This is a genomic window from Thalassospira sp. Z349TD_5, from assembly GCF_056173045.1.
This window is the reverse complement of sequence record NZ_CM149654.1, coordinates 1,939,082-1,961,552: the sequence shown is the minus strand read 5'-3', so window position 1 is coordinate 1,961,552 and position 22,471 is coordinate 1,939,082. Positions and strand designations below refer to the sequence as shown.

The window sequence follows — 22,471 nt, the reverse complement described above, 5'->3', positions numbered from 1 at the left end:
CCCGGTGCAAACCCTTATTGGGCCTGAGTATCTTTTTCCTGGCTGTTGCGACGGTAAATCATCAACAGGCCAAGCATGGTCAAATCGCCATGCAAATGTTCAATTTCGTCTACAGCCTTGGTAAACAGTGGCGCAAGCCCACCGGTTGCAACCACCTTGATGGTTTCAAGGCCCTGCTGTTGGCGAATACGCGCGAGCAACCCTTCGATCATCGAAACATAGCCCCAATACACGCCAGACTGCATGGCTTCAACGGTGTTTTTACCAACAACATTGCGCGGCGCCTCGATTGCGACCATCGGCAACTGGGCGGCTGCCATATGCAATGCCTTGATCGACAGATTGACGCCGGGCGCAATCACGCCGCCAAGGTAGTCGCCGTTGTGATCAACAACGTCAAAGGTGGTCGCAGTTCCGAAATCGAGAACCACAAGCGGACCACCAAAAAGCTTATGGGCGGCAACCGCATTGACAAGACGGTCTGCCCCAACCTCGCTTGGCCGGTCCATGATGATGTTCATGTCCAGTTTAACATCCGGATCACCAACCACCATTGGATCGACATTGAAATACCGACGACACAGGGTCTTTAAGCTAAATTCCGCGGCCGGTACCACCGTTGCGATAATCGCCCCGGAAATCGCATCAACCGGCACGTCTGAAAGCGTGAACAGATGATGCAACCAAACGCCCAATTCATCGGCAGTACGTTCGGTTGTGGTCGAGCAACGCCATTGCCCCTTGATGGTATCCCCATCAAAGACAGCAAAAACGATATTTGTGTTCCCGGCATCAATCGCAAGCAACATGAAGCTTACACGCCTCCACTTCGCAGCAAGATATTATTCAATTTAGCCCCTGAAGAAAACTTCGCCAGCACCAATTCGATGCTCAAACCCGCTGCCTTCTCTTAAGATAAGGGAACCATCATCATCAAGTCCGACGAAAGTTCCCTGCAACTCACGTTCCGTCAATCGGGCAACCACCGGCTCGCCAATGCCATATCCCCGTGTCAGCCACGCTTCGCGGATCGGCGTAAAGCCCTGCTGTTCCCAGATCGGCAACCAGTATGCAATACGTTCGACATAGACAGAAACAAGTTCATGAACCGAAACCGGTGCGCCAAGGGATGCAAGCGAGGTTGCCGGACGTTCGGAATCGTCGGGATAAAACGCCACATTCACCCCTGTCCCAATGACCAGATAGTCGGTTGACGACAGGTGATTGGATGCACTTTCAAGAAGAATACCGCAAATCTTGCGCCCATTGACCATCAGATCGTTGGGCCATTTGCAGTCGGGTCGGACCTGCATCCCCGTGACCGTTTCAATCGCCTCGGCCATGGCAACGGCAATCAGAAACGTCAGGCGTGCGGCCTCGGCAAGTGAACAGGTCGGACGCAGCAACAACGACGAATACAGGTTGCCCACCGGGGACGACCACGCCCGTCCGCGGCGACCGCGACCGGACGTTTGTGTTTTGGCTAAAACAAGGGCGCCACTCTGGGCGCCCTTGTCTGCGAGGCGTTTGGCCTCTTCATTTGTGTTATCGACCGAGTCCAGTTGGTGAAGGTAGAAACCTTCTGGAAGACGGATCGTGTTCGACTTCATACTTACTGGCCGAACAGTGAGGCGGCAGCAATAGCTGCGCTATCCATCAACGGGTTAGGGAAGAAGACAAAGGCCAGAATGGCGATCGTGGCAACCGCCATGATAACGTTCATTTCTGTGCCATTGCGATCAAACCCTTCGACCGGCTCGTCGAAATACATGACCTTGATGATGCGCAGATAGTAGTACGCACTGACAACCGAGGTCACCAGACCAATGACAGCCAACGTCACAAGACCGGCATCAACGGCGGCCTTAAAGACATAGAACTTGCCAAAGAACCCGGCGAGCGGCGGGATACCCGCCATCGAGAACATCAAGATTGCGGTAATCGCCGCCATCAGCGGTTTGGTTTTGGCCAGACCGGCAAGATCGGTGATTTCCTCATTCATCCGGTCATTACGACGCATGCAGAGGATCACGGCAAACGTGCCAAGGTTCATCACAAGGTAAATACCGAGATAAACCAGAACGCCGGTCACACCTTCCTCGGTGCCTGCGGCCAGACCGACAAGCGCAAACCCAACGTGACCGATGGACGAATAGGCCATCAGACGTTTGATGTTTTCCTGACGCAAGGCGGCAAACGAACCAACCAGCATCGACAGGATCGAGATCAGAACGATGATCTGCTGCCAGTCTGCAACAACGCTGCCAAACGGTCCAATCGCAACACGGACAAACAGTGCAAGACCCGCGATCTTTGGCGCGACCGCAAAGAATGCCGTTACCGGGGTCGGTGCACCTTCATAAACGTCGGGCGTCCACATGTGGAACGGTACTGCGGAAATCTTAAAGCACAGACCGGCAAACATGAATGCCAGACCAACCATTGCCCCAACCGGCAGATCACCGCCCGTAAGGGTATCGGCAAGAACTGCGAAATTGGTGGTCCCGGTAAAGCCATAGACCATCGACATGCCATACAGCAGCATGCCCGAGGCAATCGAGCCAAGGATAAAGTATTTCAAGCCCGATTCTGTCGAACCGGATCGTGTCACGGCGGATCGCAGCAACCACGTAAAGTGCCAGCGACTGCAGTTCCAGACCAAGATACAGCGACATCATGTCGGATGCCGAAACCATCGCCATCATGCCAACCGTGGCAAGGGTGATCAGGATCGGAAACTCGAAACGTGCCATGTTTTCACGTTCGGCAAACTTCATCGACATGATGATGCCGACACTTGAGCCGATCAGGATCATGACTTTGCAGAACTGTGCAAAGGCGTCTGCCGTGAACTGGCCAAAGAAGGCAGGACCGCCCTCGCCCGTCACCACAAGGATGACGGTGATGATCTGGGCGGCAACGGCCAGCCAGGACACGGTACGGAACGCTTTGTCCTTGCCGGCGAAAACCCCAAGCATCAACAGAGCCAAGGCAGAGACTGCCATAAAGATTTCGGGCAGTGCGGCCCCGAGGTTGAGCATAGAAACTCCCATGATCATTCCCCTCAATTCACAGCCAGCTGGGCGGCACTTGCCGCGGCAGCTTGGGCCGTTTCGACCTGGTTGACGAGGTTCTCAACCGAGACATGCATGATGTCGAGGAAGGAGACCGGATAGACCCCCATCCAGACAACAACGATCACAAGCGGTGCAAACAGCAGCCATTCACGCGGGCTCAGATCGAGGATCGATTTGAGGTTATCGTTTGTCAGGGCCCCAAAGATAATCCGGCGATAGAGATAAAGCGCATAGGCCGCACCAAGGATCAGACCGGTTGCAGCAAAGAACGCGACCCAGGTATTGGCTTCGAACGCACCGAGCAACGTCAGGATTTCACCAACGAAACCGCCCGTTCCCGGAAGACCAACAGATGCCATGGTAAAGAACATGAAGATCAAGGCATAGCTTGGCATGCGATGAACCAGACCGCCATAGGCGTCGATTTCGCGGGTGTGGATGCGGTCATAGACAACGCCAACACACAGGAACAACGCGCCCGATACCACACCGTGGCTAAGCATCTGGAAGATCGAACCTTCGATACCGTGCTGATTAAAGGTGAAGGCACCGATCGTCACAATCCCCATATGGGCAACCGACGAATAGGCAATCAGCTTTTTCATGTCCTGCTGGGCAAGGGCCACCAGAGACGTATAGATGATTGCAACAATCGACAGTGTGAAGATCAGCGGTGCAAAGGTTTCAGACGCCAGTGGCATCATCGGCAACGAGAACCGAAGGAAACCATAGCCGCCCATTTTCAAAAGCACACCAGCCAGAATAACCGAACCAGCTGTTGGTGCTTCGACGTGGGCGTCCGGCAGCCAGGTATGAACCGGCCACATCGGAACTTTCACCGCGAAGGATGCAAAGAACGCCAGCCACAGCCACAACTGCATATTATAGTCGAACCCGTATGCCATCAGCGTCGGAATGTCGGTGGTGCCTGCTTCGAAATACATCGCGAGCAGCGCAACCAGCATCAGGACCGAGCCGAGAAGCGTATAAAGGAACAGCTTGAATGCAGCGTAAACGCGGCGCTGACCGCCCCAGACGCCGATGATGATAAACATCGGGATCAGGACGCCTTCGAAGAACAGATAGAACAGCAAACCGTCAAGCGAACTGAACATGCCGATCATCATCGTTTCAAGAACGAGGAAGGCGATCATGTATTCCTTCACGCGCTTTTGGATTGCTTCCCATGCCGACAGAATACAAATCGGGGTCAGGAAGGTCGCAAGCAGGACGAACAGAACGGAAATACCGTCCACGCCCATGTGATAGGAAATGTTCAGGCCCGGCATCCAGTCCGCCTGTTCGACGAACTGGAAGTCAGCAGTTGTTTTATCGAAGTTCACCCACAGCATCAAAGATACAAGGAAGGTGAACACCGACGTCCAAAGCGCAACTCCGCGGGAATTGCGGGCGACATTCGCCTCTTCACCATTGATGAACAGCAGCAGAACTGCGCCCAGCAACGGCAAGAAGGTGACGATCGAAAGAATTGGCCAATCACTCATCGCCCGTTAACCCATCTTCCAAATTGTGTAGGAGACCAGCGCAGCAATGCCAATCAGCATTGCAAATGCATAGTGATAGACAAAACCACTCTGAATGGCGCTGACGCGACGTGCGATGTTACGGCAGGCAGCAGCAACCCCATCAGGGCCACAACCATCAATGATCGCACCATCACCCGATTTCCATAAGCCATAGCCAAGTGCAAAGGCCGGTTTTACGAAAATCTTGTCGTAGAGTTCGTCGAAATACCATTTGTTCAGCACGAAGCGATACAAACCGTTGAAGGTGTTCGCAAGGGTGCGTGGCAACGACGGAACAAGCTTGTACATCACAACCGCAATGGCAAAGCCGGTAATCATCGCAACAAACGGTGCCAGTTTAACCCAGCCCGGAACATGGTGTGCACTTTCAAGGGCTGTGTGGCCCTCGGCCATGAAGATCGCACCGTTCCAGAAGTTCAGCATTTCTTCGTAGTTGCCACCACCGAACCAGTCCTTGGCAAACCAACCGGCAAAGATCGCGCCGACAGCCAGGAACAGAAGCGGTGCTGTCATGACAGCCGGGCTTTCATGCACATGTGCCATGGTCCGTTCATCAGCGCGCGGAGCACCAAAGAAGGTCATGAAGATCAAACGCCAGCTATAGAACGAGGTCATAAGGGCCGCAAGGATCCCGGCCCAGAAGGCATAAAGACCAACATTGGTATGGGCAGCATAGGCACTTTCGATGACCAGATCCTTGGAATAGAAGCCCGCAAGCCCCGGAACACCGGTGATGGCCAGCGTACCGATCATCATCACGCCAAAGGTAAGCGGAACCATTTTCCAGATGCCACCCATTTTGCGCATGTCCTGTTCATCAGACATCGCATGAATGACCGAACCGGCCCCAAGGAACAGAAGCGCCTTAAAGAAACCATGTGTCATCAGGTGGAACACACCCGCAGAATAAGCCGACACACCGCAGGCAAAGAACATATAGCCGAGCTGCGAACAGGTCGAATAGGCAATGACGCGTTTGATGTCGTTCTGAACACAGCCGATGGTCGCCGCAAAGAACGCGGTTGACGCACCAACGATGGTAACGATCATCAAGGTGGTTTCCGCATATTCAAAGATCGGCGACAGACGCGCGACCATGAACACACCGGCCGTCACCATGGTTGCCGCGTGAATAAGGGCGGAAACCGGGGTTGGGCCTTCCATTGCGTCAGGCAGCCATGTGTGAAGACCAAGCTGTGCCGATTTACCCATCGCCCCGATAAACAGCAGGAAGCAGGTAATTTCCAAAGCCGAGAATTCATGGCCAAGGAACATCAGCGTCGCACCGGCGACTTCTTCGGCATTGCCAAAGATCACATCGAACTGAACGCTATCAAACAGCACATAGACCGCAAAGATACCAAGGGCAAAGCCAAAGTCACCAACGCGGTTAACAAGGAATGCCTTGATCGCAGCGGCCGATGCCGACGGTTTTGAATACCAGAAACCGATCAGAAGATAGGATGCAAGCCCCACCCCTTCCCAGCCAAAGAACAGCTGGATCAGGTTGTCGGCGGTAATCAGCATCAACATCGCAAAGGTGAACAAGCTGAGATACGCCATGAAGCGCGGCTTGTCCGGGTCATGCGACATATAGCCGATGGAATAGATGTGAACCATCGAGGAAACGCCGGTCACAACAATCAGCATCACACAGGTCAGCGTATCAATACGCAGCGCCCATGAAACATCAAAGTTGCCCGAGGTAATCCAGGTAAACAGTTCAATCGTCACCGGGTTGCCGCCAAGGGCAACATCGACAAAGGCAAAGATCGAAATGATAAAGGAAATTACCACGCCGCAAACGGTGACAAGCTGTGCCACGCGGTCGGCGGAGGAAACACCATGGTGGTGATGACCGTGCGCGTCATGCGGGGCATCTTTCGCGGTCGACATGGCGCCGACCAGCGTGATGGTCCCGGCAATGGCTGCCGCGATCAGGGGCAGGAATACAATCAACGGATACATATCTGCCTTACCCCTTCATCATGTTGATATCTTCAACCGCGATGGTGCCGCGGTTACGGAAGTAGACGACCAGGATCGCCAGACCAATTGCAGCTTCGGCCGCCGCAACCGTCAGAACGAAGATGGTGAAAACCTGACCGACGAGGTCGCCAAGGAACGACGAGAACGCCACAAAGTTGATATTGACCGCCAACAGCATCAGTTCGATCGACATCATGATGATGATGACGTTCTTACGGTTCATAAAGATGCCGAAGATCCCGAGTGTGAAAAGGATCGCCGCGACGGTCAGATAATGTGCAAGACCGATTTCCATCAGATCCCCCTTCCGACCGGAACTTTTTTGATTTCAAGCGTATCAGCGCGGGTACGCTTGACCTGCTCGGAGATTTTCTGACGGCGGACACCTTCACGGTGACGCAGCGTCAAAACAATTGCGCCAATCATCGCAACAAGCAGAACCAGTCCTGCCGACTGGAAGATGTATGCGTAATCGGTATAGATCAAACGACCAAGTGCCTCGACATTTCCGACCCCTGCGGGCGTTGGCTGGGCCAGAACCGCAACCGCCTCGTCGGTCAGCGTCCATCCGGCACCGACAAACGCCAGTTCGACGAACAGAACAACCGCGATCAGAACCCCGATCGGCAGGTAGTTCAGGAAACCCTGGCGCATTTCAACAAAGTTGATGTCCAGCATCATCACGACGAACAGGAACAGAACCGCGACCGCGCCGACATAGACGACGACGAGCAACATGGCGAGAAACTCAGCACCCAGCAGGACGAAAAGCCCGGCTGCGTTAAAGAATGTCAAGATCAGCAACAGTACCGAATGCACCGGGTTGCGAACGGTCACAACCGCTGTCGCGGACAGAACCGCGATGGTAGCAAACAGGTAAAAAGCCAAAGCCTGTACGACCATAAGGTACCCCCTTGGCGAATCGTTGCCGCCCCATTGGCAAACAACGATCCATGAACTCTCTTTATAACGATCAGACGCGACACTTACCGATAAGGTGCGTCTGCCTCCAATCGTGCAGCAAGCTCGGCTTCCCAGCGCTCGCCGTTTTCGAGAAGCTTGTCTTTGTCATAAAGAAGCTCCTCGCGGTTTTCGGTTGCGAACTCAAAGTTCGGACCTTCGACGATGGCATCCACCGGGCAGGCTTCTTCGCAGAAACCGCAATAAATGCATTTCGTCATATCAATGTCGTAGCGGGTTGTACGACGTGAACCATCGTCACGCGGTTCTACCTCAATGGTAATGGCCTGTGCCGGGCAAATCGCTTCACACAGTTTACATGCAATGCAGCGCTCTTCGCCGTTCGGGTAGCGGCGCAGGGCATGTTCACCACGGAAACGCGGGCTCAGCGGGCCTTTCTCATACGGGTAGTTCAGCGTCACTTTTGGCTTGAACATATATTTCAAGGTGAGCGCCATACCCGATACGAGTTCCGCGAGCAGGAAGCTCCGGGCCGTCCGATCAATAAATGACATCGTTTACCTCTCTCTTTCCGATGCGCGGCGATCAGGCCGGGACCTTGTCAAAAACTACCAGGAACGTAGCAACGAGCATGACCCAGGCAAACGACAGCGGCAGGAAGATTTTCCAACCCAGACGCATCAGCTGGTCATAACGGTAACGCGGGAATGTTGCACGGACCCAAAGGAAGATGAACAGAACGAAACAGATCTTCAGAATGAACCAGATCGCGCCCGGGATGAAGTCAAGGAACGGCAACGGTGCGGTCCAGCCCCCCAGGAACAGAAGAGCACACAGGCCGCTCATCAGGATCATGTTGGCGTATTCACCCAGGAAGAACAGCGCAAAGGTCATTGCCGAATAATCGACGTTATAGCCTGAAACCAGTTCTGCTTCCGCTTCGGGAAGGTCAAACGGTGCGCGGTTGGTTTCTGCCAGAATGGACACGATGAAGACGATGAACATCGGGAAGTGATAGATAAAGTTCCACTCCCATACGCCGCCAATCTGGCCGCGTACGATGTCGCTCAGGTTCAGCGAGCCGGTTGTTAGCAGAACCGAGATGATGATCAGGCCAATCGAAATCTCGTACGAGACCATCTGAGCGCCAGAACGCAGTGCGCCGAGGAATGCGTATTTCGAGTTTGAAGCCCAACCCGCCATCACGATGCCATAGACACCCAGCGAAGAAATCGCGAACAGGTACAGAATACCAACGTTCAAATCTGCCAGAACCATGCCCTCGTCGAACGGAATAACCGCCCAGGCAATGATGGCCAGAATGAAGGTCAGCATCGGGGCGATGATGAACACGCCCTTATTTGCACTTGTCGGAATGATTGTTTCTTTCAGAAACAGCTTCAGACCATCGGCAAGCGGTTGCAAAAGGCCAAACGGCCCCACAACGTTCGGGCCCTTACGGAGCTGAATAGCACCGATAACCTTACGCTCAGCGTAGGTCAGATAGGCGACAGCAACCAGCAGCGGGACCACAATCGCCAAAATCTTGGCGACGATCCAGACAAGTGGTTCAATATATCCGTCCCAAAGAAGTTCCATCGGTCAAACCGTATCTTTTGCGTTTCGTCCCTGAATTGGGACACCCCCTTGCGGAATAGGCGACGATCAGATCGCCGCCCCCCTTACTCAGGCAACCTTCTCGGTAGCCGCATCTTTGACAAAGGCCTCAGTACATTTGGCCATCGTCACCGATGCACGGCTGATCGGGTCGGTCATATAGAAATTGCGAACCGGGGACATAAAGCCATCTGACTTCATCTCACCTGCTTTACCGAAATCGGTCCATTCGGCCTTGGTCGGAACGTTCAGTGACGCGAAGGTCGGGCTGAGTTCCACCATGCGCGCGCGAACGGCATCGATATTGTTGTACGGCAGGGTTTTGTCCAGGGCACCCGAAAGTGCCCGAACAATCGCCCAATCCTCACGTGCATCACCACGCGGGAAGACTGCGCGCCAGCCCTGCTGGGCGCGGCCTTCGGTGTTGACGTAAGTTCCGTTCTTTTCGGTATAGGCAGCACCGGGCAAAATTACGTCCGCTGCCTGTGCCCCGGCATCCCCCATCGCACCCTGGTAAATGACAAATGCCTTTTCCAGTTTGCTCATGTCAACTTCGTCGGCACCCAACAGATAAACAACTTCAACAGCGCCTTTTGCAGCACCATCAAGGATGTCGTTGGTTGCCAGACCGCCCTCACCCGGGACAAAGCCCAGATCAAGACCACCGACACGCGATGCTGCGGTATGGAGAACGTTAAAGCCGTTCCACTCACCGGCAACCATGCCGAATTTCTCGGCAATTGCGCGGGTTGCGGCCAGAACAGCATCGCCATCTTCACGGTTCAGCGCGCCCATGCCGACGATGATCATCGGTTTATCGGCGGCATTAAGAACCTTGGCGAAGTCGTTCTTGCCATCAAGAATTTCGGCAAGGGTTTCCGGACCGGCACCAAGATAATCGTTCTTGTAGGTCGGGTCCCACTTCTCGCCGATGATACCAACGCGGAAATCACCGTTGGTCGCACGCCAGCGCTTACGCAGGCGGGAATTAATGATTGGTGCTTCGGCGCGCACATTTGCGCCAACGATCAGGCAGGCGTCTGCCTCTTCGATGCCCGCAATGGTCGTGTTAAAGATATAAGAGCTGCGCGGACCGCCAACTTTTGATCCGTCCTGACGACAATCAATGTTCGCAGAACCAAGGCTGCCCATCAGATCTTTAAGCGCCGTCATCGATTCACAATCGACCGTATCCCCGGCAATGGCGGCAATCTTTTTGCCATCCAGACCGGAAACCTTGGCTTTGATCGCGGCAAAGGCTTCGTCCCAGCTTGCCGGAACGAGTTTGCCATCAACACGGACATAAGGACGGTCAAGACGCTGACGTTTCAGGCCATCAATGGCGTAACGGGTTTTGTCCGAAATCCATTCTTCGTTCACGTCTTCGTTGATGCGCGGCAGAACACGCATAACTTCGGAGCTGCGCGCATCAATGCGAATGTTCGAGCCAACCGCATCCATAACGTCGATGCTGTCGGTTTTCTTCAACTCCCAAGGACGGGCGGTGAACGCATAGGGTTTCGAGGTCAAGGCACCAACCGGGCAAAGGTCAATCAGGTTGCCCGAAAGTTCGGAGTTGATCGATGCTTCGATGTAAGGTCCGACTTCGGTGTCTTCGCCGCGGTAAACAGCACCCATGGTGCCAACACCGGCGACTTCCTCGGAGAAGCGCACACAACGGGTACAGTGAATGCAACGGGTCATGATCGTTTTAACGATCGGGCCCAGTTCCTTGTCCTTCACGGCACGCTTTTTCTCGGCATAACGTGAAGAGTCAAAACCATAGGCCATGGCCTGATCCTGAAGGTCACATTCACCACCCTGGTCACAAATCGGGCAATCAAGCGGATGGTTAATCAGCAAGAATTCCATCACGCCATTACGCGCTTTTTTAACCAGATCAGAATCGGTTTTAATCACCATTCCATCTGCCGCAGGCATGGCACAGGATGCGACCGGTTTGGGCGCGCGTTCCATTTCAACCAGGCACATACGGCAGTTGCCAGCGATTGACAGGCGTTCGTGATAGCAGAAACGCGGGATTTCCTTACCGGCCTCTTCACAGGCCTGAAGGACTGTCGCCCCGGCTTCTACTTCAACTTCTATACCGTCAACTGTTAGTTTCGGCATGTCTCAATCCCTCTCAACAGGTCCTTCTCAGGCCGCGATCCGCGCGCGATATTCCTTAATCCGACGTTCCATTTCGGGACGGAAATGACGGATAAGGCCCTGAATTGGCCATGCAGCAGCATCGCCAAGCGCACAAATGGTATGGCCTTCGACCTGTTTGGTCACATCCCACAACAGATCAATTTCATCAAGCGTGGCTTCGCCGCGAACCATGCGCGTCATCATGCGCATCATCCAACCGGTACCTTCACGGCACGGCGTGCACTGGCCACAGCTTTCATGTTTGTAGAATTCCGACAGACGCGCGATGGCATAGACAATGTCAGTCAACTTATCCATGACAATCACAGCCGCCGTCCCCAGACCCGAGCCCACTTCACGCAGGCCATCAAAGTCCATCAGCACGTCGTCACACACGTCTTTAGGCATCAGCGGAACAGACGAGCCCCCCGGAATAACCGCCAGAAGGTTATCCCAGCCGCCGCGAACACCGCCGCAATGCTTTTCGATCAGTTCACGCAACGGAATGCTCATGGCCTCTTCGACGGTGCACGGCTTTTCGACGTGGCCGGAAATGGCAAAAAGCTTGGTACCGTGATTGTTCTCGCGGCCGAAGCTTGAGAACCACGAACCGCCCCGACGCAAAATGGTCGGAACCGCAGCAATGGATTCAACGTTGTTCACCGTGGTCGGGCAACCATAAAGGCCCGAGTTCGCCGGGAACGGTGGTTTTAGGCGCGGCTGACCTTTTTTACCTTCGAGGCTTTCGATCAATGCGGTTTCTTCGCCGCAGATGTAAGCACCGGCACCTAGATGCAGGTAAATATCAAAGTCCCAACCCGACCCACACGCATTTTTCCCAACAAGACCGGCTTCATATGCCTGATCAATGGCCAGCTGCAGGTTGGATGCCTCGTGATAAAACTCACCACGAATGTAGATATAGGCCGCATGCGCATTCATCGCAAAGCTGGCCAGAAGGCACCCTTCGATCAGAGTATGCGGATCATTGCGCATGATCTCGCGGTCTTTACAGGTGCCCGGCTCGCCCTCATCGGCATTAACCACGAGGTAGCTTGGACGACCATCAGATTCTTTGGGCATGAACGACCATTTAAGGCCGGTCGGGAAACCGGCACCGCCACGACCACGCATCCCCGATGATTTCATTTCATCGATGATCCAGTCGCGACCTTTTTCGATCAAACCCTTTGTACCATCCCAGTTCCCACGTGACTGCGCGCCCTTAAGGCCAAAGTCCTGAAAACCATAAAGATTGGTAAAGATACGATCCTTATCCTGCAGCATATCAGGCGTCCCCTTTGCTTGCATCGGCGTCCTGCGGTGCAGCACCGCAACCACAGAATGCTTTCAGAACCTTCGGACCATCAATCGGCTCGCAACCTTTACGGCCACTTTGCGGACCGACTTTTGGCTTTTCACCCTTTTTGAGGGCATCAAGGATGGCCTTGGTCGTATCTGCGGTCAGGTCTTCGTAATAATCGTCGTTAATCTGCATCATCGGTGCGTTAACACACGCGCCAAGGCACTCAACTTCGATCATGGTGAACTGACCGTCTTGCGTCGTTTCGCCAACACCAATGCCGAGTTCCTTTTTACAGGTATCGACAACGTCGGCAGAACCGCGAAGCCAGCACGGCGTTGTGGTGCAGACCTGGATGAAATTCTTACCCACGGGGGCAAGGTTATACATCGTATAGAAGGTCGCAACCTCATAGACACGAATGGCAGGCATTTCGAGCATGTCGGCAAGGTAATCCATTGCGACTGTCGGAACCCAATTGCCTTCGGTCTGACGCTGTGCCAGATCAAGCAACGGCATGACAGCACTTTGCTGGCGGCCTTCCGGATACTTGGCGATGATCTTTTTCGCTTTATCCAGATTTTCTGGCGTAAAGGCGAAGCTGACAGGCTGAAGCTCTTTCGGAGCTGGTCTTCTCAAATGGCTCATCGGTCAATCTCACCGAACACGATATCTAGCGACCCGATATTTGCAACGACGTCGGCCAGCATGTGGCCTTTTGACATGAAGTCGATGCCTTGAAGGTGCGGGAACCCCGGGGCGCGGATTTTGCAACGATACGGACGGTTCGAGCCATCCGAAACAAGATACACACCAAACTCGCCTTTAGGTGCCTCGACCGCGGCATAGCATTCGCCAGCCGGAACGTGGAACCCTTCGGTGAAGAGTTTGAAGTGATGGATAAGAGCTTCCATCGAACGCTTCATCTGCGCGCGCGACGGCGGTGCCACTTTGTTATTCTGAACAATAACAGGACCATCAGGCATATTCTTGACGGCCTGCTTGATGATTTTCAGAGACTGCCACATTTCTTCGAAACGCACGAGGAAACGGTCATAGCAGTCACCGTTCTTGCCGACCGGAATGTCAAAATCGAAATCTTCGTATGAGTCATAAGGCTGCGACTTGCGAAGATCCCATGCCAGACCGGATGCGCGAATATTCGGGCCGGTAAAGCCCCAATCAAGCGCCTCTTCGGCGGTCACGGTTCCGATATCAACCGTACGCTGTTTAAAGATACGGTTGCCGGTAAGAACGCGATCAAAATCGTTCAGGAAGATGTCAAACTGATCAGCCCAGGCATCGATGTCTTCAAGCAAGCCAGCCGGAAGGTCGGCAGCAACACCGCCCGGACGGAAATAGTTGGCGTGAAGACGGGCACCACAGGCGCGCTCATAGAATTCCATGAGCTTTTCACGTTCTTCAAAGCCCCAGAGAAGCGGCGTCATCGCACCAACGTCGAGCGCAAATGCCGTCATATTCAGGATATGGTTCAGGATACGGCCGATTTCGGCGTAAAGAACACGGATATACTGAGCACGTTTGGGAACTTCGACGCCCATCAGCTTTTCGATGGCCAGGCAATACGCATGTTCCTGGTTCATCGGTGCGACATAGTCAAGACGATCAAAATACGGCGTTGCCTGAATATAGGTTTTATATTCGATCAGCTTTTCCGTGCCACGGTGCAAAAGGCCAATATGGGCATCTGCACGTTCAATGACCTCGCCGTCCATTTCCAGGACCAGACGCAGAACCCCGTGAGCAGCAGGGTGCTGCGGACCGAAGTTCATGGTCATATTTTTGATTTTTTGTTCGGACATCAGGCCTTGCCCTCCGCCTTTTCATCGCCCGGGAGAACATTCTGGATGCCTTCCCATGGGCTTTCGAAATCGAAATTGCGGAAATCCTGAACCAGTTTGACCGGCTCATAGACGACGCGCTTCTGCTCATCGTCATAACGAACTTCGACATAGCCGGTCAGCGGGAAATCCTTACGCAGCGGATGACCTTCAAAACCGTAATCGGTCAGGAGACGACGGGGATCGGGATGACCGGCAAAGAAGATACCGTACATGTCCCAGGTTTCGCGCTCGAACCAGTCGGCGGCGCTGAAAAGCGAGACACAGCTTGGTACCGGGCTTTCTTCGTCAGTCCGTACCTTAACGCGGATGCGCAGGTTATGCTTAAGCGACAGCATATGATAGACGACATCGAAACGCTCGGCGCGTTCCGGGTAATCTGCACCACAAACGTCGATAAGCTGCTTGAATAAGCAGCCGGTATCATCCCGAAGGAAGGTCAGAACTTTTAGAATGTCATCGCGCTTGGCAATGACGGTCAACTCGCCGTAACGAATCTCGGTTTCGAGAATTTCGTTTGCAAGCTGGGACACCACAAGATCTTTAAGATCTTTCAATGCGGCGCTGTTATCGCTGAGCAGTTCGCTCATGCAAGCCCCCTATTACGGATCAGCGTGTCAAAACACCAGTTCGGCGGATTTTCTTTTGCAACTGCATCACGCCGTAAATCAGCGCTTCGGCTGTCGGCGGGCACCCCGGAACATATACGTCAACCGGAACAACACGATCACAACCGCGCACCACCGAATAGGAATAGTGATAGTAACCGCCGCCATTGGCGCACGACCCCATCGAAATAACCCAGCGCGGCTCTGCCATCTGGTCATAGACCTTACGCAGTGCCGGGGCCATTTTGTTGGTCAGTGTACCAGCAACGATCATGACGTCTGATTGACGCGGGCTTGGGCGGAAGACAAGACCATACCGGTCAAGGTCATAACGCGACGCAGCCGAATGCATCATCTCAACAGCACAGCATGCCAGACCAAAGGTCATTGGCCACATCGAACCAGTGCTTGCCCAGCTTGCGAGCTTGTCAAGATTGGCAAGGACAAAGCCCTTGTCATTCATCTCGTCAAACACGCCCTTAAGCAGGGTATCCTGATCCGTGCCGGGTGCCAGGGATGCGCCTGTATTGGTGCTCACTCCCATTCCAAAGCTCCCTTCTTCCATTCGTAGATAAATCCGACCGTCAGAACGGCCAGGAAGATCACCATCGAAACGAAGCCGAATGTGCCGATATCACCGAGGGTAACAGCCCACGGGAACAGGAACGCGACTTCAAGGTCGAAAATAATGAACAAGATTGCAACCAGATAGAACCGCACGTCAAACTTGATGCGCGCATCTTCGAACGGCGCAAAACCGCACTCATATGCGGACAATTTTTCGACATCCGGTGCCTGTTTGGCAAGAACCAGCGACGCGATGATGATTACCGCCGAAAGACCGACGGCGATCCCGATAAACACCAGGATCGGAAGATATTCCGAAAGAAGCTCTTGCATCTCTCTGACCTCTCAAGAACAGGCCTTTTGACCCGACCAGGTCCCCACCTGGCCAATATCGGCGCACCATAGCGTATGCACCGCACAAGTTCCAGACATTCGAACAGTTTGACCCGTCTTAAGTCCAGAAACTTTCTAATCTTTTCGTACCGTTTACTATCGTCCGATATCGGGCCGCACATCGATATGATCAAGACCCAATCGTGCGAAGCAACGTTAGCAACACATGAAAAGGCGATCGCGGAAAAGACGAAACGCCCGATAAAAGGCAACAGATGAAGGGTCATGGCGCGAGCGACGAGACTTGAACTCGCGACCTCCGGCGTGACAGGCCGGCGCTCTAACCAACTGAGCTACGCCCGCAAAATGACCATCATTCGGCGCGCCTTTGTTAGACCACCCCCAAAACCAAGTCAAGCAGCTAGCAATGTTTTCAACCCTTTCGACATTTAGCCGCGCCAACATCACCCTGTGAATGACAATTTCGCCTCCTTTTGTACTGAATTAACCCTTTCTGCACATTTTACGCCCTCAATTCGTTTGGGGTTTTGCATTGGGGCGTCAGCTTTTATAGAATTGTTGACAAATTTCTCCTATCTTACGGTGCGATAGGGGCAAGTTCGAACATCCCACAACTGATTTCGAACAGAGTCATTAGGACGGAGAAGACCACTCGTGGGGCGCGTTAAAGAAGAATACAGATCACTGGCCGGTCCTGAGAAAGCTGCGATTCTCATGCTCGCACTTGGCGAAGAACACGCGACCAAAATGTTCAGCATGATGGATGATGAGGAAATCAAAGAGATTTCCCAAACCATGTCGAGCCTTGGCACCATCGGGTCCAACATCGTTGAACGCCTGTTTGTCGAATTTGCAGATCAGCTTTCTTCAACCGGCTCGCTTGTCGGCTCGTTTGATACGACCGAACGTCTGCTCTCGAAAGTTCTGTCCGAAGACCGTGTTAACGGCATCATGGAAGAGATCCGCGGCCCTGCGGGTCGTACCATGTGGGACAAGCTCAACAACGTTAACGAAGCCGTTCTGGCCAACTACCTTAAGAACGAATACCCGCAGACAGTCGGCGTTGTGCTCTCAAAGCTTAAACCTGGCCACTCTGCTGCCGTGCTGTCGCTTTTGCCGGAAAACTTCTCAATGGAAGTGATCATGCGTATGTTGCGCATGGAGGCCGTGCAGAAAGAAGTTCTCGACAATATCGAAAAAACGCTTCGCACCGAGTTCATGTCCAACCTTGCGCGCGGTTCGCGCGGGGATAACCACGAACTTATGGCCGATATCTTCAACAGCCTTGATCGACAGAGTCAGGACCGGTTCCTTACCGCACTTGAGGAACGTAACCGTGACTCTGCGGAAAAGATCAAAGCCCTCATGTTCACCTTCGAAGACCTTGCACGCCTGGACAACAACGGTGTTCAGACCCTGCTGCGTCAGGTGGAAAAAGACAAACTGGCCTTGGCCCTCAAAGGATCGACCGATCAGATGCGCGACCTGTTCTTCAAGAACATGTCCGAACGTGCAGGCAAGATGATGCGCGAAGACATGGACGCACAGGGGCCTGTCCGCCTGTCGGATGTCGAAGAGTCGCAAATGATGATTGTGCAACTGGCCAAGGAACTGGCGGCACAGGGCCAGATCGTTATTTCCGAAGGCGGCGGCGAAGACGAGATGGTTTATTAAGCCCCGCGGCCACGTCAAAACGCTTTTACAAAGGACAGCCTCGCGCTGTCCTTTTTCTTTTATGCACCCTCAACAACGGCGAAGGCTGTTTTGCGCGCAGCCTAACCCTGCCCGCCATTTTAATTATGTGCTTTGATTATCCAATGATGACGTTCGGGACCGGGTCGGTAATCGACTTGATTTCCCAACGCAGGCGGTTCTGCCCACCAACCTTGGTAAACTCATCTGCGTTATGGCTGCGGATACCAGCAGACGTCCGAACTTCAATCTTGCCGGTCATTTGATAGCCCAATGCCGTCAGGCGCTCCTCATAACGATCAGGAACGAACCCACCACGAATTTCGACGGTATTGGAGTTTGTATAAAAGAACATCTCGAGAATGCGAGAATTGCGGCGCACAAAGACAAAGCTTTTGTCGCGCATGATATTGCTGCGGCGCTCATAATCAATGTTGAACACCCCGCGCCCGTTGTACGTTAGCTGCCGCACACCGGAATCGCGTTTAAGATCGGCCAAAACAACTGCGACCTTTTCCTTTTCCGCATCAGCATCAAGAGTGCCATCCAAAAGGCCTTCAGTGATGGTTGGCTGCACAAGCAAGCCCCGGTAGCTCAGCCGATAATCACCGTTGCGCTCCATACTGAGATCAATGGTGAAGGCTTCGGGGAGATAACAGCCAACAAGGACCACAGGCATCAACAGCGCCAGCAGGAAGCTCCTGAGGCGTCGTAGAGCGACTTTGCCGCCCAGTGACGACAGATCCCTGCAAAACGGCGTGAGCCACATTGAAATCAGTTTGGATTGACAGTCGTTCATTATGGTTATTTTCCAATTTCTCGTGGCCACAAGATCAAGATTGCCTGTCAGGCTAGCAAGCGTCAACTTTTACAGTCATTTACACCGGTCCGCGCCATGAATGGTCCTCGATACACCAGCGGTCCGATTCGCCAGGCCTTGCGCGATTTGTGCGCCTGCACCGCAAATATCATCGCACTGCGGCACTGTGGGCCCAGCATCCATATGGATCATACATTTTATGGATGACGCACTGCAGGATGCCCTGACGCCATTTGACCCGTAAAAAGGATTTGGTGCACCAAAAGCGTGGCTGTTTTGGACGCACTGTGAAAACTGGCGTTATGTGGGGAAATGCAGGAATTATCGGGAATGTGAAACAGGCAAAGAAAAAGGCACCCTTTAGGGGTGCCTTAATCGTGGTGGGTGATGAGAGATTTGAACTCCCGACCCTCTCGGTGTAAACGAGATGCTCTAACCAGCTGAGCTAATCACCCGATGTTCCCGCGCTGTATTCTGCGGAAGCGGGGCGGAACTTAGCATGCTTTTTGCAAAAAGCAATCGATACATTGCAGAAAATTGAAACTTCTATTTCAAGGGTATTTAACATTGCCACATGGTCAACCGTGGCACCCTGTTTTACGCGATTTACAGCAGAAAACGGCGCGATATCAAAACAGCCCGAAACGAATTTAATGGCGATGTGATTCGATCAAAAACAGACAAAGAAAAAAGGCACCCTTTAGGGGTGCCTTAATCATGGTGGGTGATGAGAGATTCGAACTCCCGACCCTCTCGGTGTAAACGAGATGCTCTAACCAGCTGAGCTAATCACCCGATGTTTCCGCGCTATCTTGCGAAAGCGGGCGGAACATAGCATGGATTTTAGAAAAAGCAATGCCGGTGACTAATGTCACCGGCATTTTTATTCAAAACATCGCCAAACTTAGTTGACGGCGTCTTTAAGGCCTTTACCAGCCTTGAATTTCGGCTGTTTCGATGCCGGGATGTCGATTTCTTCACCGGTGCGCGGGTTGCGACCTTTTGAAGCAGCGCGAGCAGCGACAGCGAAGGTACCGAAACCAACCAGACGAACTTCGTCGCCGGATTTCAAAGAATCGGTGATGGAATTGAAAACAGCATCAACTGCCTTAGCGGCGTCAGCTTTTGAAAGATCGGCTTTAGCAGCTACACTTCCAACGAGATCGTTTTTATTCACTTCCTGGCCCCCTTGTTTGGACGTTCGGAGTTATGAGGAAATTTGGTTTGCCCCAAACCTGTTGCATGGGCAGTGTAAGCAGGTCGCAAACATCTCGTCAATGCGAGAGACGCAGTTTTCTGCGGTTTCTGACGTTTTTTTCGATTTTTTGCACTTTACACTCCTCCAGACATAGACCTTTGTCGATTCTTGGCCAAAGTTATCCACAGAAAAAGGGGAGCAATCATGCTGCTCCCCTTTGATTTCTGCCAGTTCGGACGTTTGTTAATGAGTGGTCACACCACCAACATCCGATTCTTCGTCGTCTTTGGATTTGACGACAACGTCATCGACACCCTCTTCCCATTCAATCGGCACCAGCGGATTGACCAGTGCGTGGCTGAGAACCTCGTTGACATGCGACACCGGAATGATTTCCATACCGCGTTTAACGTTATCGGGAATCTCTTCGAGATCCTTTTCGTTTTCCTGCGGGATCAGGACAACTTTCACCCCGCCGCGCAATGCGGCCAGAAGTTTTTCTTTCAAACCACCAATCGGAAGAACACGACCACGCAAGGTGACTTCGCCTGTCATGGCGACATCTTTGCGCACCGGATTTCCTGTTAGAACCGAAACAACCGACGTCACCATGCCAACACCAGCGGACGGACCGTCTTTTGGTGTTGCGCCCTCGGGAACGTGAACGTGAATGTCACGTTTCTGGAACAAGGTCGGCTTGATGCCAAAGTCTACGGCACGCGACCGCACGAACGATGTCGCGGCCTGAATCGATTCAGTCATGACCTCACCGAGCTTACCGGTGGTTTTCATGTTGCCTTTGCCCGGTACAGTGACCGATTCAATCTGCAACAGATCGCCGCCAAATTCGGTGTAGGCAAGACCGGTAACAACACCGACCTGATCTTCACCCTCAGTTGCGCCATAGCGGAACTTACGGATTCCGGCATATTTACCAAGGGTCCGCGGCGTTACACGCACAGATTTGATGCTTTCGAGCATGATCCGTTTGGTCGCCTTACGGGCAAGACGGGCAAGTTCACGTTCAAGACTACGCACCCCGGCTTCGCGAGTGTAGTAACGGATCAGATCGCGCAGCGCGTCGTCCGAAATGCTCCACTCATCCTTTTTCAGGCCGTTATCCTTGACCTGTTTGGGGATCAGGTGACGCTTGGCGATTTCGACCTTCTCGTCCTCGGTATACCCCGAAAGACGAATGACCTCCATACGGTCCAACAGCGGCTGCTGCATCCGAAGCGAGTTCGCCGTGGTAACGAACATGACATCGGAAAGGTCGTAATCGACTTCCAGATAATGATCGTTGAAGGTCGAATTCTGTTCCGGATCAAGCACCTCAAGCAGGGCTGATGCAGGGTCGCCACGGAAATCCGAACCCATTTTTTCAATCTCGTCGAGAAGGAAAAGCGGGTTGGAGTATTTGGCTTTTTTCATACCCTGAACGATCTTGCCCGGCATGGACCCGATATAGGTCCGCCGGTGACCGCGGATTTCAAACTCATCGCGCACCCCACCAAGTGACATCCGCACAAAGCTGCGACCGGTCGCATTGGCCATTGATTTACCAAGCGAGGTTTTACCAACACCGGGAGGACCAACAAGACACAGGATCGGGCCTTTGACTTTTTTGGTGCGCGCCTGAACGGCTAAATACTCAAGGATGCGTTCCTTGACCTTTTCCAGACCAAAATGATCCTTATCCAGAACCTTTTTAGCCTTTTTCAGGTCGTGCGACACGCGCGAACGCTTGTTCCACGGAATAGACACCATCCAATCAAGATAGTTGCGCACCACGGTGGCTTCTGCCGACATCGGGCTCATATTGCGCAGTTTCTTGAGTTCGGCTTCGGCCTTTTCCTTTGCCTCTTTGGGCATTTTGGCTTTGTTCAGCTTCTCTTCGAGTTCAGAAGCTTCGTCCTTGCCGTCTTCACCCTCGCCCAGTTCTTTCTGAATGGCTTTAAGTTGCTCATTCAAATAGTACTCGCGCTGGGTTTTTTCCATCTGGCGTTTGACGCGGTTGCGGATCTTCTTTTCGACCTGCAGCACACCAATTTCGGATTCCATGAACCCGAAAATACGTTCCAGACGGTCACCAACAAGGGCGGTTTCCAGAAGTTCCTGTTTTTCGGAAATCTTAAGCGACAAGTGCGATGCAACCGTGTCAGCAAGCTTCGCCGGTTCTTCGATCTGATTGACCGAAACCAGGACTTCTGGTGGAATTTTCTTGTTGAGTTTGATGTACTGTTCAAACTGTGTGACCACAGAACGGGCGAGAGCCTCGAGTTCGCTGTCGTCTTCGTCAGCATCCTCACGCACACCGGCATGGGCCTGGAAGAATTCCGGATTATCAACGTATCCCGAAATTTCGGCGCGTTTACCGCCTTCGACCAATACCTTTACCGTGCCATCCGGCAGCTTGAGAAGCTGCAGAACAGTTGCAACAGTACCAACTTCATAGAGATCTTCGACTGCCGGATCATCAAGACCGGCGTCTTTCTGTGTGACAAGCAGGATCTGCTTGTCTTCGCGCATGACATCTTCGAGCGCACGCACAGACTTTTCACGTCCCACAAACAGGGGGACAATCATGTGCGGGAACACGACAATGTCGCGCAACGGCAGCACCGGATATATTTCGCCACGCGCTAATTCGACCATTATGTTCTATTCCCTAATCTGAGCCAAAACGTTGCTGCGGTCCTGCTTTAGGCCCCGCCAGCAACGCGAACATTCAAAAGATAATCTGAAATTCCCGCACCGCAATAGGT

The 22,471-nt window shown here is 53.1% G+C and carries 19 protein-coding genes, 3 tRNA genes and 1 pseudogene; 1 reads left to right on the top strand and 22 read right to left on the bottom strand.

Features of this window, described 5'->3' with window-relative positions:
* Positions 1–14: 14 nt before the first annotated feature.
* The 17 genes and pseudogenes from AC0VXT_RS08835 to AC0VXT_RS08755 form a co-directional block, all read right to left on the bottom strand.
* Entirely contained in the window at positions 15–809 is a 795-nt protein-coding gene (locus AC0VXT_RS08835) for a type III pantothenate kinase (RefSeq protein WP_101300643.1), read from the bottom strand.
* A gap of 42 nt (positions 810–851) precedes the next feature.
* A complete protein-coding gene (locus AC0VXT_RS08830; protein ID WP_101300645.1) occupies positions 852–1,610 on the bottom strand; it encodes a biotin--[acetyl-CoA-carboxylase] ligase in 759 nt (252 codons plus the stop codon).
* Between the two features lie 2 nt (positions 1,611–1,612).
* Positions 1,613–3,053: pseudogene (nuoN, locus tag AC0VXT_RS08825) on the bottom strand (NADH-quinone oxidoreductase subunit NuoN).
* Between the two features lie 11 nt (positions 3,054–3,064).
* A complete protein-coding gene (locus AC0VXT_RS08820) occupies positions 3,065–4,582 on the bottom strand; it encodes an NADH-quinone oxidoreductase subunit M (RefSeq protein WP_475548331.1) in 1,518 nt (505 codons plus the stop codon).
* A 6-nt stretch (positions 4,583–4,588) separates the two neighbouring features.
* The gene (gene nuoL / locus AC0VXT_RS08815) at positions 4,589–6,592 is read right to left on the bottom strand and encodes an NADH-quinone oxidoreductase subunit L (RefSeq protein WP_475548330.1); all 2,004 of its coding nucleotides are present in this window, start codon (positions 6,590–6,592) and stop codon (positions 4,589–4,591) included.
* A gap of 7 nt (positions 6,593–6,599) precedes the next feature.
* On the bottom strand, positions 6,600–6,908 hold the full coding sequence (nuoK, locus tag AC0VXT_RS08810; RefSeq protein ID WP_022732390.1) for an NADH-quinone oxidoreductase subunit NuoK: 309 nt from the start codon (positions 6,906–6,908) through the stop codon (positions 6,600–6,602).
* The gene (locus AC0VXT_RS08805) at positions 6,908–7,516 is read right to left on the bottom strand and encodes an NADH-quinone oxidoreductase subunit J (protein ID WP_022732391.1); all 609 of its coding nucleotides are present in this window, start codon (positions 7,514–7,516) and stop codon (positions 6,908–6,910) included. Before AC0VXT_RS08805 ends, nuoK begins: the two co-directional genes overlap by 1 nt.
* Positions 7,517–7,599: 83 nt before the next feature.
* Positions 7,600–8,088: an NADH-quinone oxidoreductase subunit NuoI gene (gene nuoI, locus AC0VXT_RS08800; protein WP_022732392.1), complete on the bottom strand. Its 489-nt coding sequence runs from the start codon at positions 8,086–8,088 to the stop codon at positions 7,600–7,602.
* A gap of 31 nt (positions 8,089–8,119) precedes the next feature.
* Positions 8,120–9,133: an NADH-quinone oxidoreductase subunit NuoH gene (gene nuoH / locus AC0VXT_RS08795; RefSeq protein WP_475548329.1), complete on the bottom strand. Its 1,014-nt coding sequence runs from the start codon at positions 9,131–9,133 to the stop codon at positions 8,120–8,122.
* An 87-nt stretch (positions 9,134–9,220) separates the two neighbouring features.
* Entirely contained in the window at positions 9,221–11,281 is a 2,061-nt protein-coding gene (gene nuoG / locus AC0VXT_RS08790; RefSeq protein WP_475548328.1) for an NADH-quinone oxidoreductase subunit NuoG, read from the bottom strand.
* A gap of 27 nt (positions 11,282–11,308) precedes the next feature.
* Positions 11,309–12,589 (bottom strand): NADH-quinone oxidoreductase subunit NuoF, encoded by a 1,281-nt coding sequence (nuoF, locus tag AC0VXT_RS08785; protein ID WP_475548327.1) that lies wholly within the window; start codon positions 12,587–12,589, stop codon positions 11,309–11,311.
* A gap of 1 nt (position 12,590) precedes the next feature.
* Positions 12,591–13,253, bottom strand: a complete 663-nt coding sequence (nuoE, locus tag AC0VXT_RS08780) for an NADH-quinone oxidoreductase subunit NuoE (protein WP_101300654.1) — start codon at positions 13,251–13,253, stop codon at positions 12,591–12,593.
* Entirely contained in the window at positions 13,250–14,428 is a 1,179-nt protein-coding gene (locus AC0VXT_RS08775) for an NADH-quinone oxidoreductase subunit D (protein ID WP_101300655.1), read from the bottom strand. Before AC0VXT_RS08775 ends, nuoE begins: the two co-directional genes overlap by 4 nt.
* Positions 14,428–15,057 (bottom strand): NADH-quinone oxidoreductase subunit C, encoded by a 630-nt coding sequence (locus AC0VXT_RS08770; RefSeq protein WP_022732398.1) that lies wholly within the window; start codon positions 15,055–15,057, stop codon positions 14,428–14,430. The genes AC0VXT_RS08775 and AC0VXT_RS08770 overlap by 1 nt, the downstream gene beginning before the upstream one ends.
* 19 nt (positions 15,058–15,076) lie before the next feature.
* Positions 15,077–15,619, bottom strand: a complete 543-nt coding sequence (locus AC0VXT_RS08765; RefSeq protein ID WP_022732399.1) for a NuoB/complex I 20 kDa subunit family protein — start codon at positions 15,617–15,619, stop codon at positions 15,077–15,079.
* Positions 15,610–15,975, bottom strand: coding sequence for an NADH-quinone oxidoreductase subunit A (locus AC0VXT_RS08760; RefSeq protein WP_022732400.1), 366 nt, complete (start codon positions 15,973–15,975; stop codon positions 15,610–15,612). Before AC0VXT_RS08760 ends, AC0VXT_RS08765 begins: the two co-directional genes overlap by 10 nt.
* A 286-nt stretch (positions 15,976–16,261) precedes the next feature.
* Positions 16,262–16,338 (bottom strand) — tRNA-Asp (locus AC0VXT_RS08755).
* 312 nt (positions 16,339–16,650) lie between these two features.
* On the opposite strand from AC0VXT_RS08755, the gene fliG reads away from it, so the two are divergent.
* The gene (gene fliG, locus AC0VXT_RS08750; protein WP_022732401.1) at positions 16,651–17,670 is read left to right on the top strand and encodes a flagellar motor switch protein FliG; all 1,020 of its coding nucleotides are present in this window, start codon (positions 16,651–16,653) and stop codon (positions 17,668–17,670) included.
* A 136-nt stretch (positions 17,671–17,806) separates the two neighbouring features.
* On the opposite strand, the gene AC0VXT_RS08745 is transcribed toward fliG, so the two are convergent.
* The 5 genes from AC0VXT_RS08745 to lon form a co-directional block, all read right to left on the bottom strand.
* On the bottom strand, positions 17,807–18,487 hold the full coding sequence (locus AC0VXT_RS08745) for a hypothetical protein (protein WP_475548326.1): 681 nt from the start codon (positions 18,485–18,487) through the stop codon (positions 17,807–17,809).
* 399 nt (positions 18,488–18,886) lie between these two features.
* Positions 18,887–18,963: transfer RNA gene (locus tag AC0VXT_RS08740), tRNA-Val, on the bottom strand.
* 263 nt (positions 18,964–19,226) lie between these two features.
* Positions 19,227–19,303, bottom strand: a tRNA-Val gene (locus tag AC0VXT_RS08735).
* 109 nt (positions 19,304–19,412) lie between these two features.
* Positions 19,413–19,685, bottom strand: coding sequence for an HU family DNA-binding protein (locus AC0VXT_RS08730; RefSeq protein WP_475548325.1), 273 nt, complete (start codon positions 19,683–19,685; stop codon positions 19,413–19,415).
* A gap of 264 nt (positions 19,686–19,949) precedes the next feature.
* Positions 19,950–22,361, bottom strand: coding sequence for an endopeptidase La (gene lon, locus AC0VXT_RS08725; protein ID WP_475548324.1), 2,412 nt, complete (start codon positions 22,359–22,361; stop codon positions 19,950–19,952).
* Positions 22,362–22,471: the final 110 nt, after the last annotated feature.

Coding starts and splice junctions, on each gene's coding strand:
- nuoH (WP_475548329.1), bottom strand. CDS start 9,133: ATGGAACTTCTTTGGGACGGATATATTGAACCACTTGTCTGGATCGTC.
- nuoI (WP_022732392.1), bottom strand. CDS start 8,088: ATGTCATTTATTGATCGGACGGCCCGGAGCTTCCTGCTCGCGGAACTC.
- AC0VXT_RS08835 (WP_101300643.1), bottom strand. CDS start 809: ATGTTGCTTGCGATTGATGCCGGGAACACAAATATCGTTTTTGCTGTC.
- nuoE (WP_101300654.1), bottom strand. CDS start 13,253: ATGAGCCATTTGAGAAGACCAGCTCCGAAAGAGCTTCAGCCTGTCAGC.
- AC0VXT_RS08805 (WP_022732391.1), bottom strand. CDS start 7,516: ATGGTCGTACAGGCTTTGGCTTTTTACCTGTTTGCTACCATCGCGGTT.
- lon (WP_475548324.1), bottom strand. CDS start 22,361: ATGGTCGAATTAGCGCGTGGCGAAATATATCCGGTGCTGCCGTTGCGC.
- AC0VXT_RS08775 (WP_101300655.1), bottom strand. CDS start 14,428: ATGTCCGAACAAAAAATCAAAAATATGACCATGAACTTCGGTCCGCAG.
- AC0VXT_RS08745 (WP_475548326.1), bottom strand. CDS start 18,487: ATGAACGACTGTCAATCCAAACTGATTTCAATGTGGCTCACGCCGTTT.
- AC0VXT_RS08820 (WP_475548331.1), bottom strand. CDS start 4,582: ATGAGTGATTGGCCAATTCTTTCGATCGTCACCTTCTTGCCGTTGCTG.
- nuoF (WP_475548327.1), bottom strand. CDS start 12,589: ATGCTGCAGGATAAGGATCGTATCTTTACCAATCTTTATGGTTTTCAG.
- AC0VXT_RS08770 (WP_022732398.1), bottom strand. CDS start 15,057: ATGAGCGAACTGCTCAGCGATAACAGCGCCGCATTGAAAGATCTTAAA.
- AC0VXT_RS08830 (WP_101300645.1), bottom strand. CDS start 1,610: ATGAAGTCGAACACGATCCGTCTTCCAGAAGGTTTCTACCTTCACCAA.
- nuoG (WP_475548328.1), bottom strand. CDS start 11,281: ATGCCGAAACTAACAGTTGACGGTATAGAAGTTGAAGTAGAAGCCGGG.
- nuoK (WP_022732390.1), bottom strand. CDS start 6,908: ATGGAAATCGGTCTTGCACATTATCTGACCGTCGCGGCGATCCTTTTC.
- nuoL (WP_475548330.1), bottom strand. CDS start 6,592: ATGTATCCGTTGATTGTATTCCTGCCCCTGATCGCGGCAGCCATTGCC.
- AC0VXT_RS08760 (WP_022732400.1), bottom strand. CDS start 15,975: ATGCAAGAGCTTCTTTCGGAATATCTTCCGATCCTGGTGTTTATCGGG.
- AC0VXT_RS08765 (WP_022732399.1), bottom strand. CDS start 15,619: ATGGGAGTGAGCACCAATACAGGCGCATCCCTGGCACCCGGCACGGAT.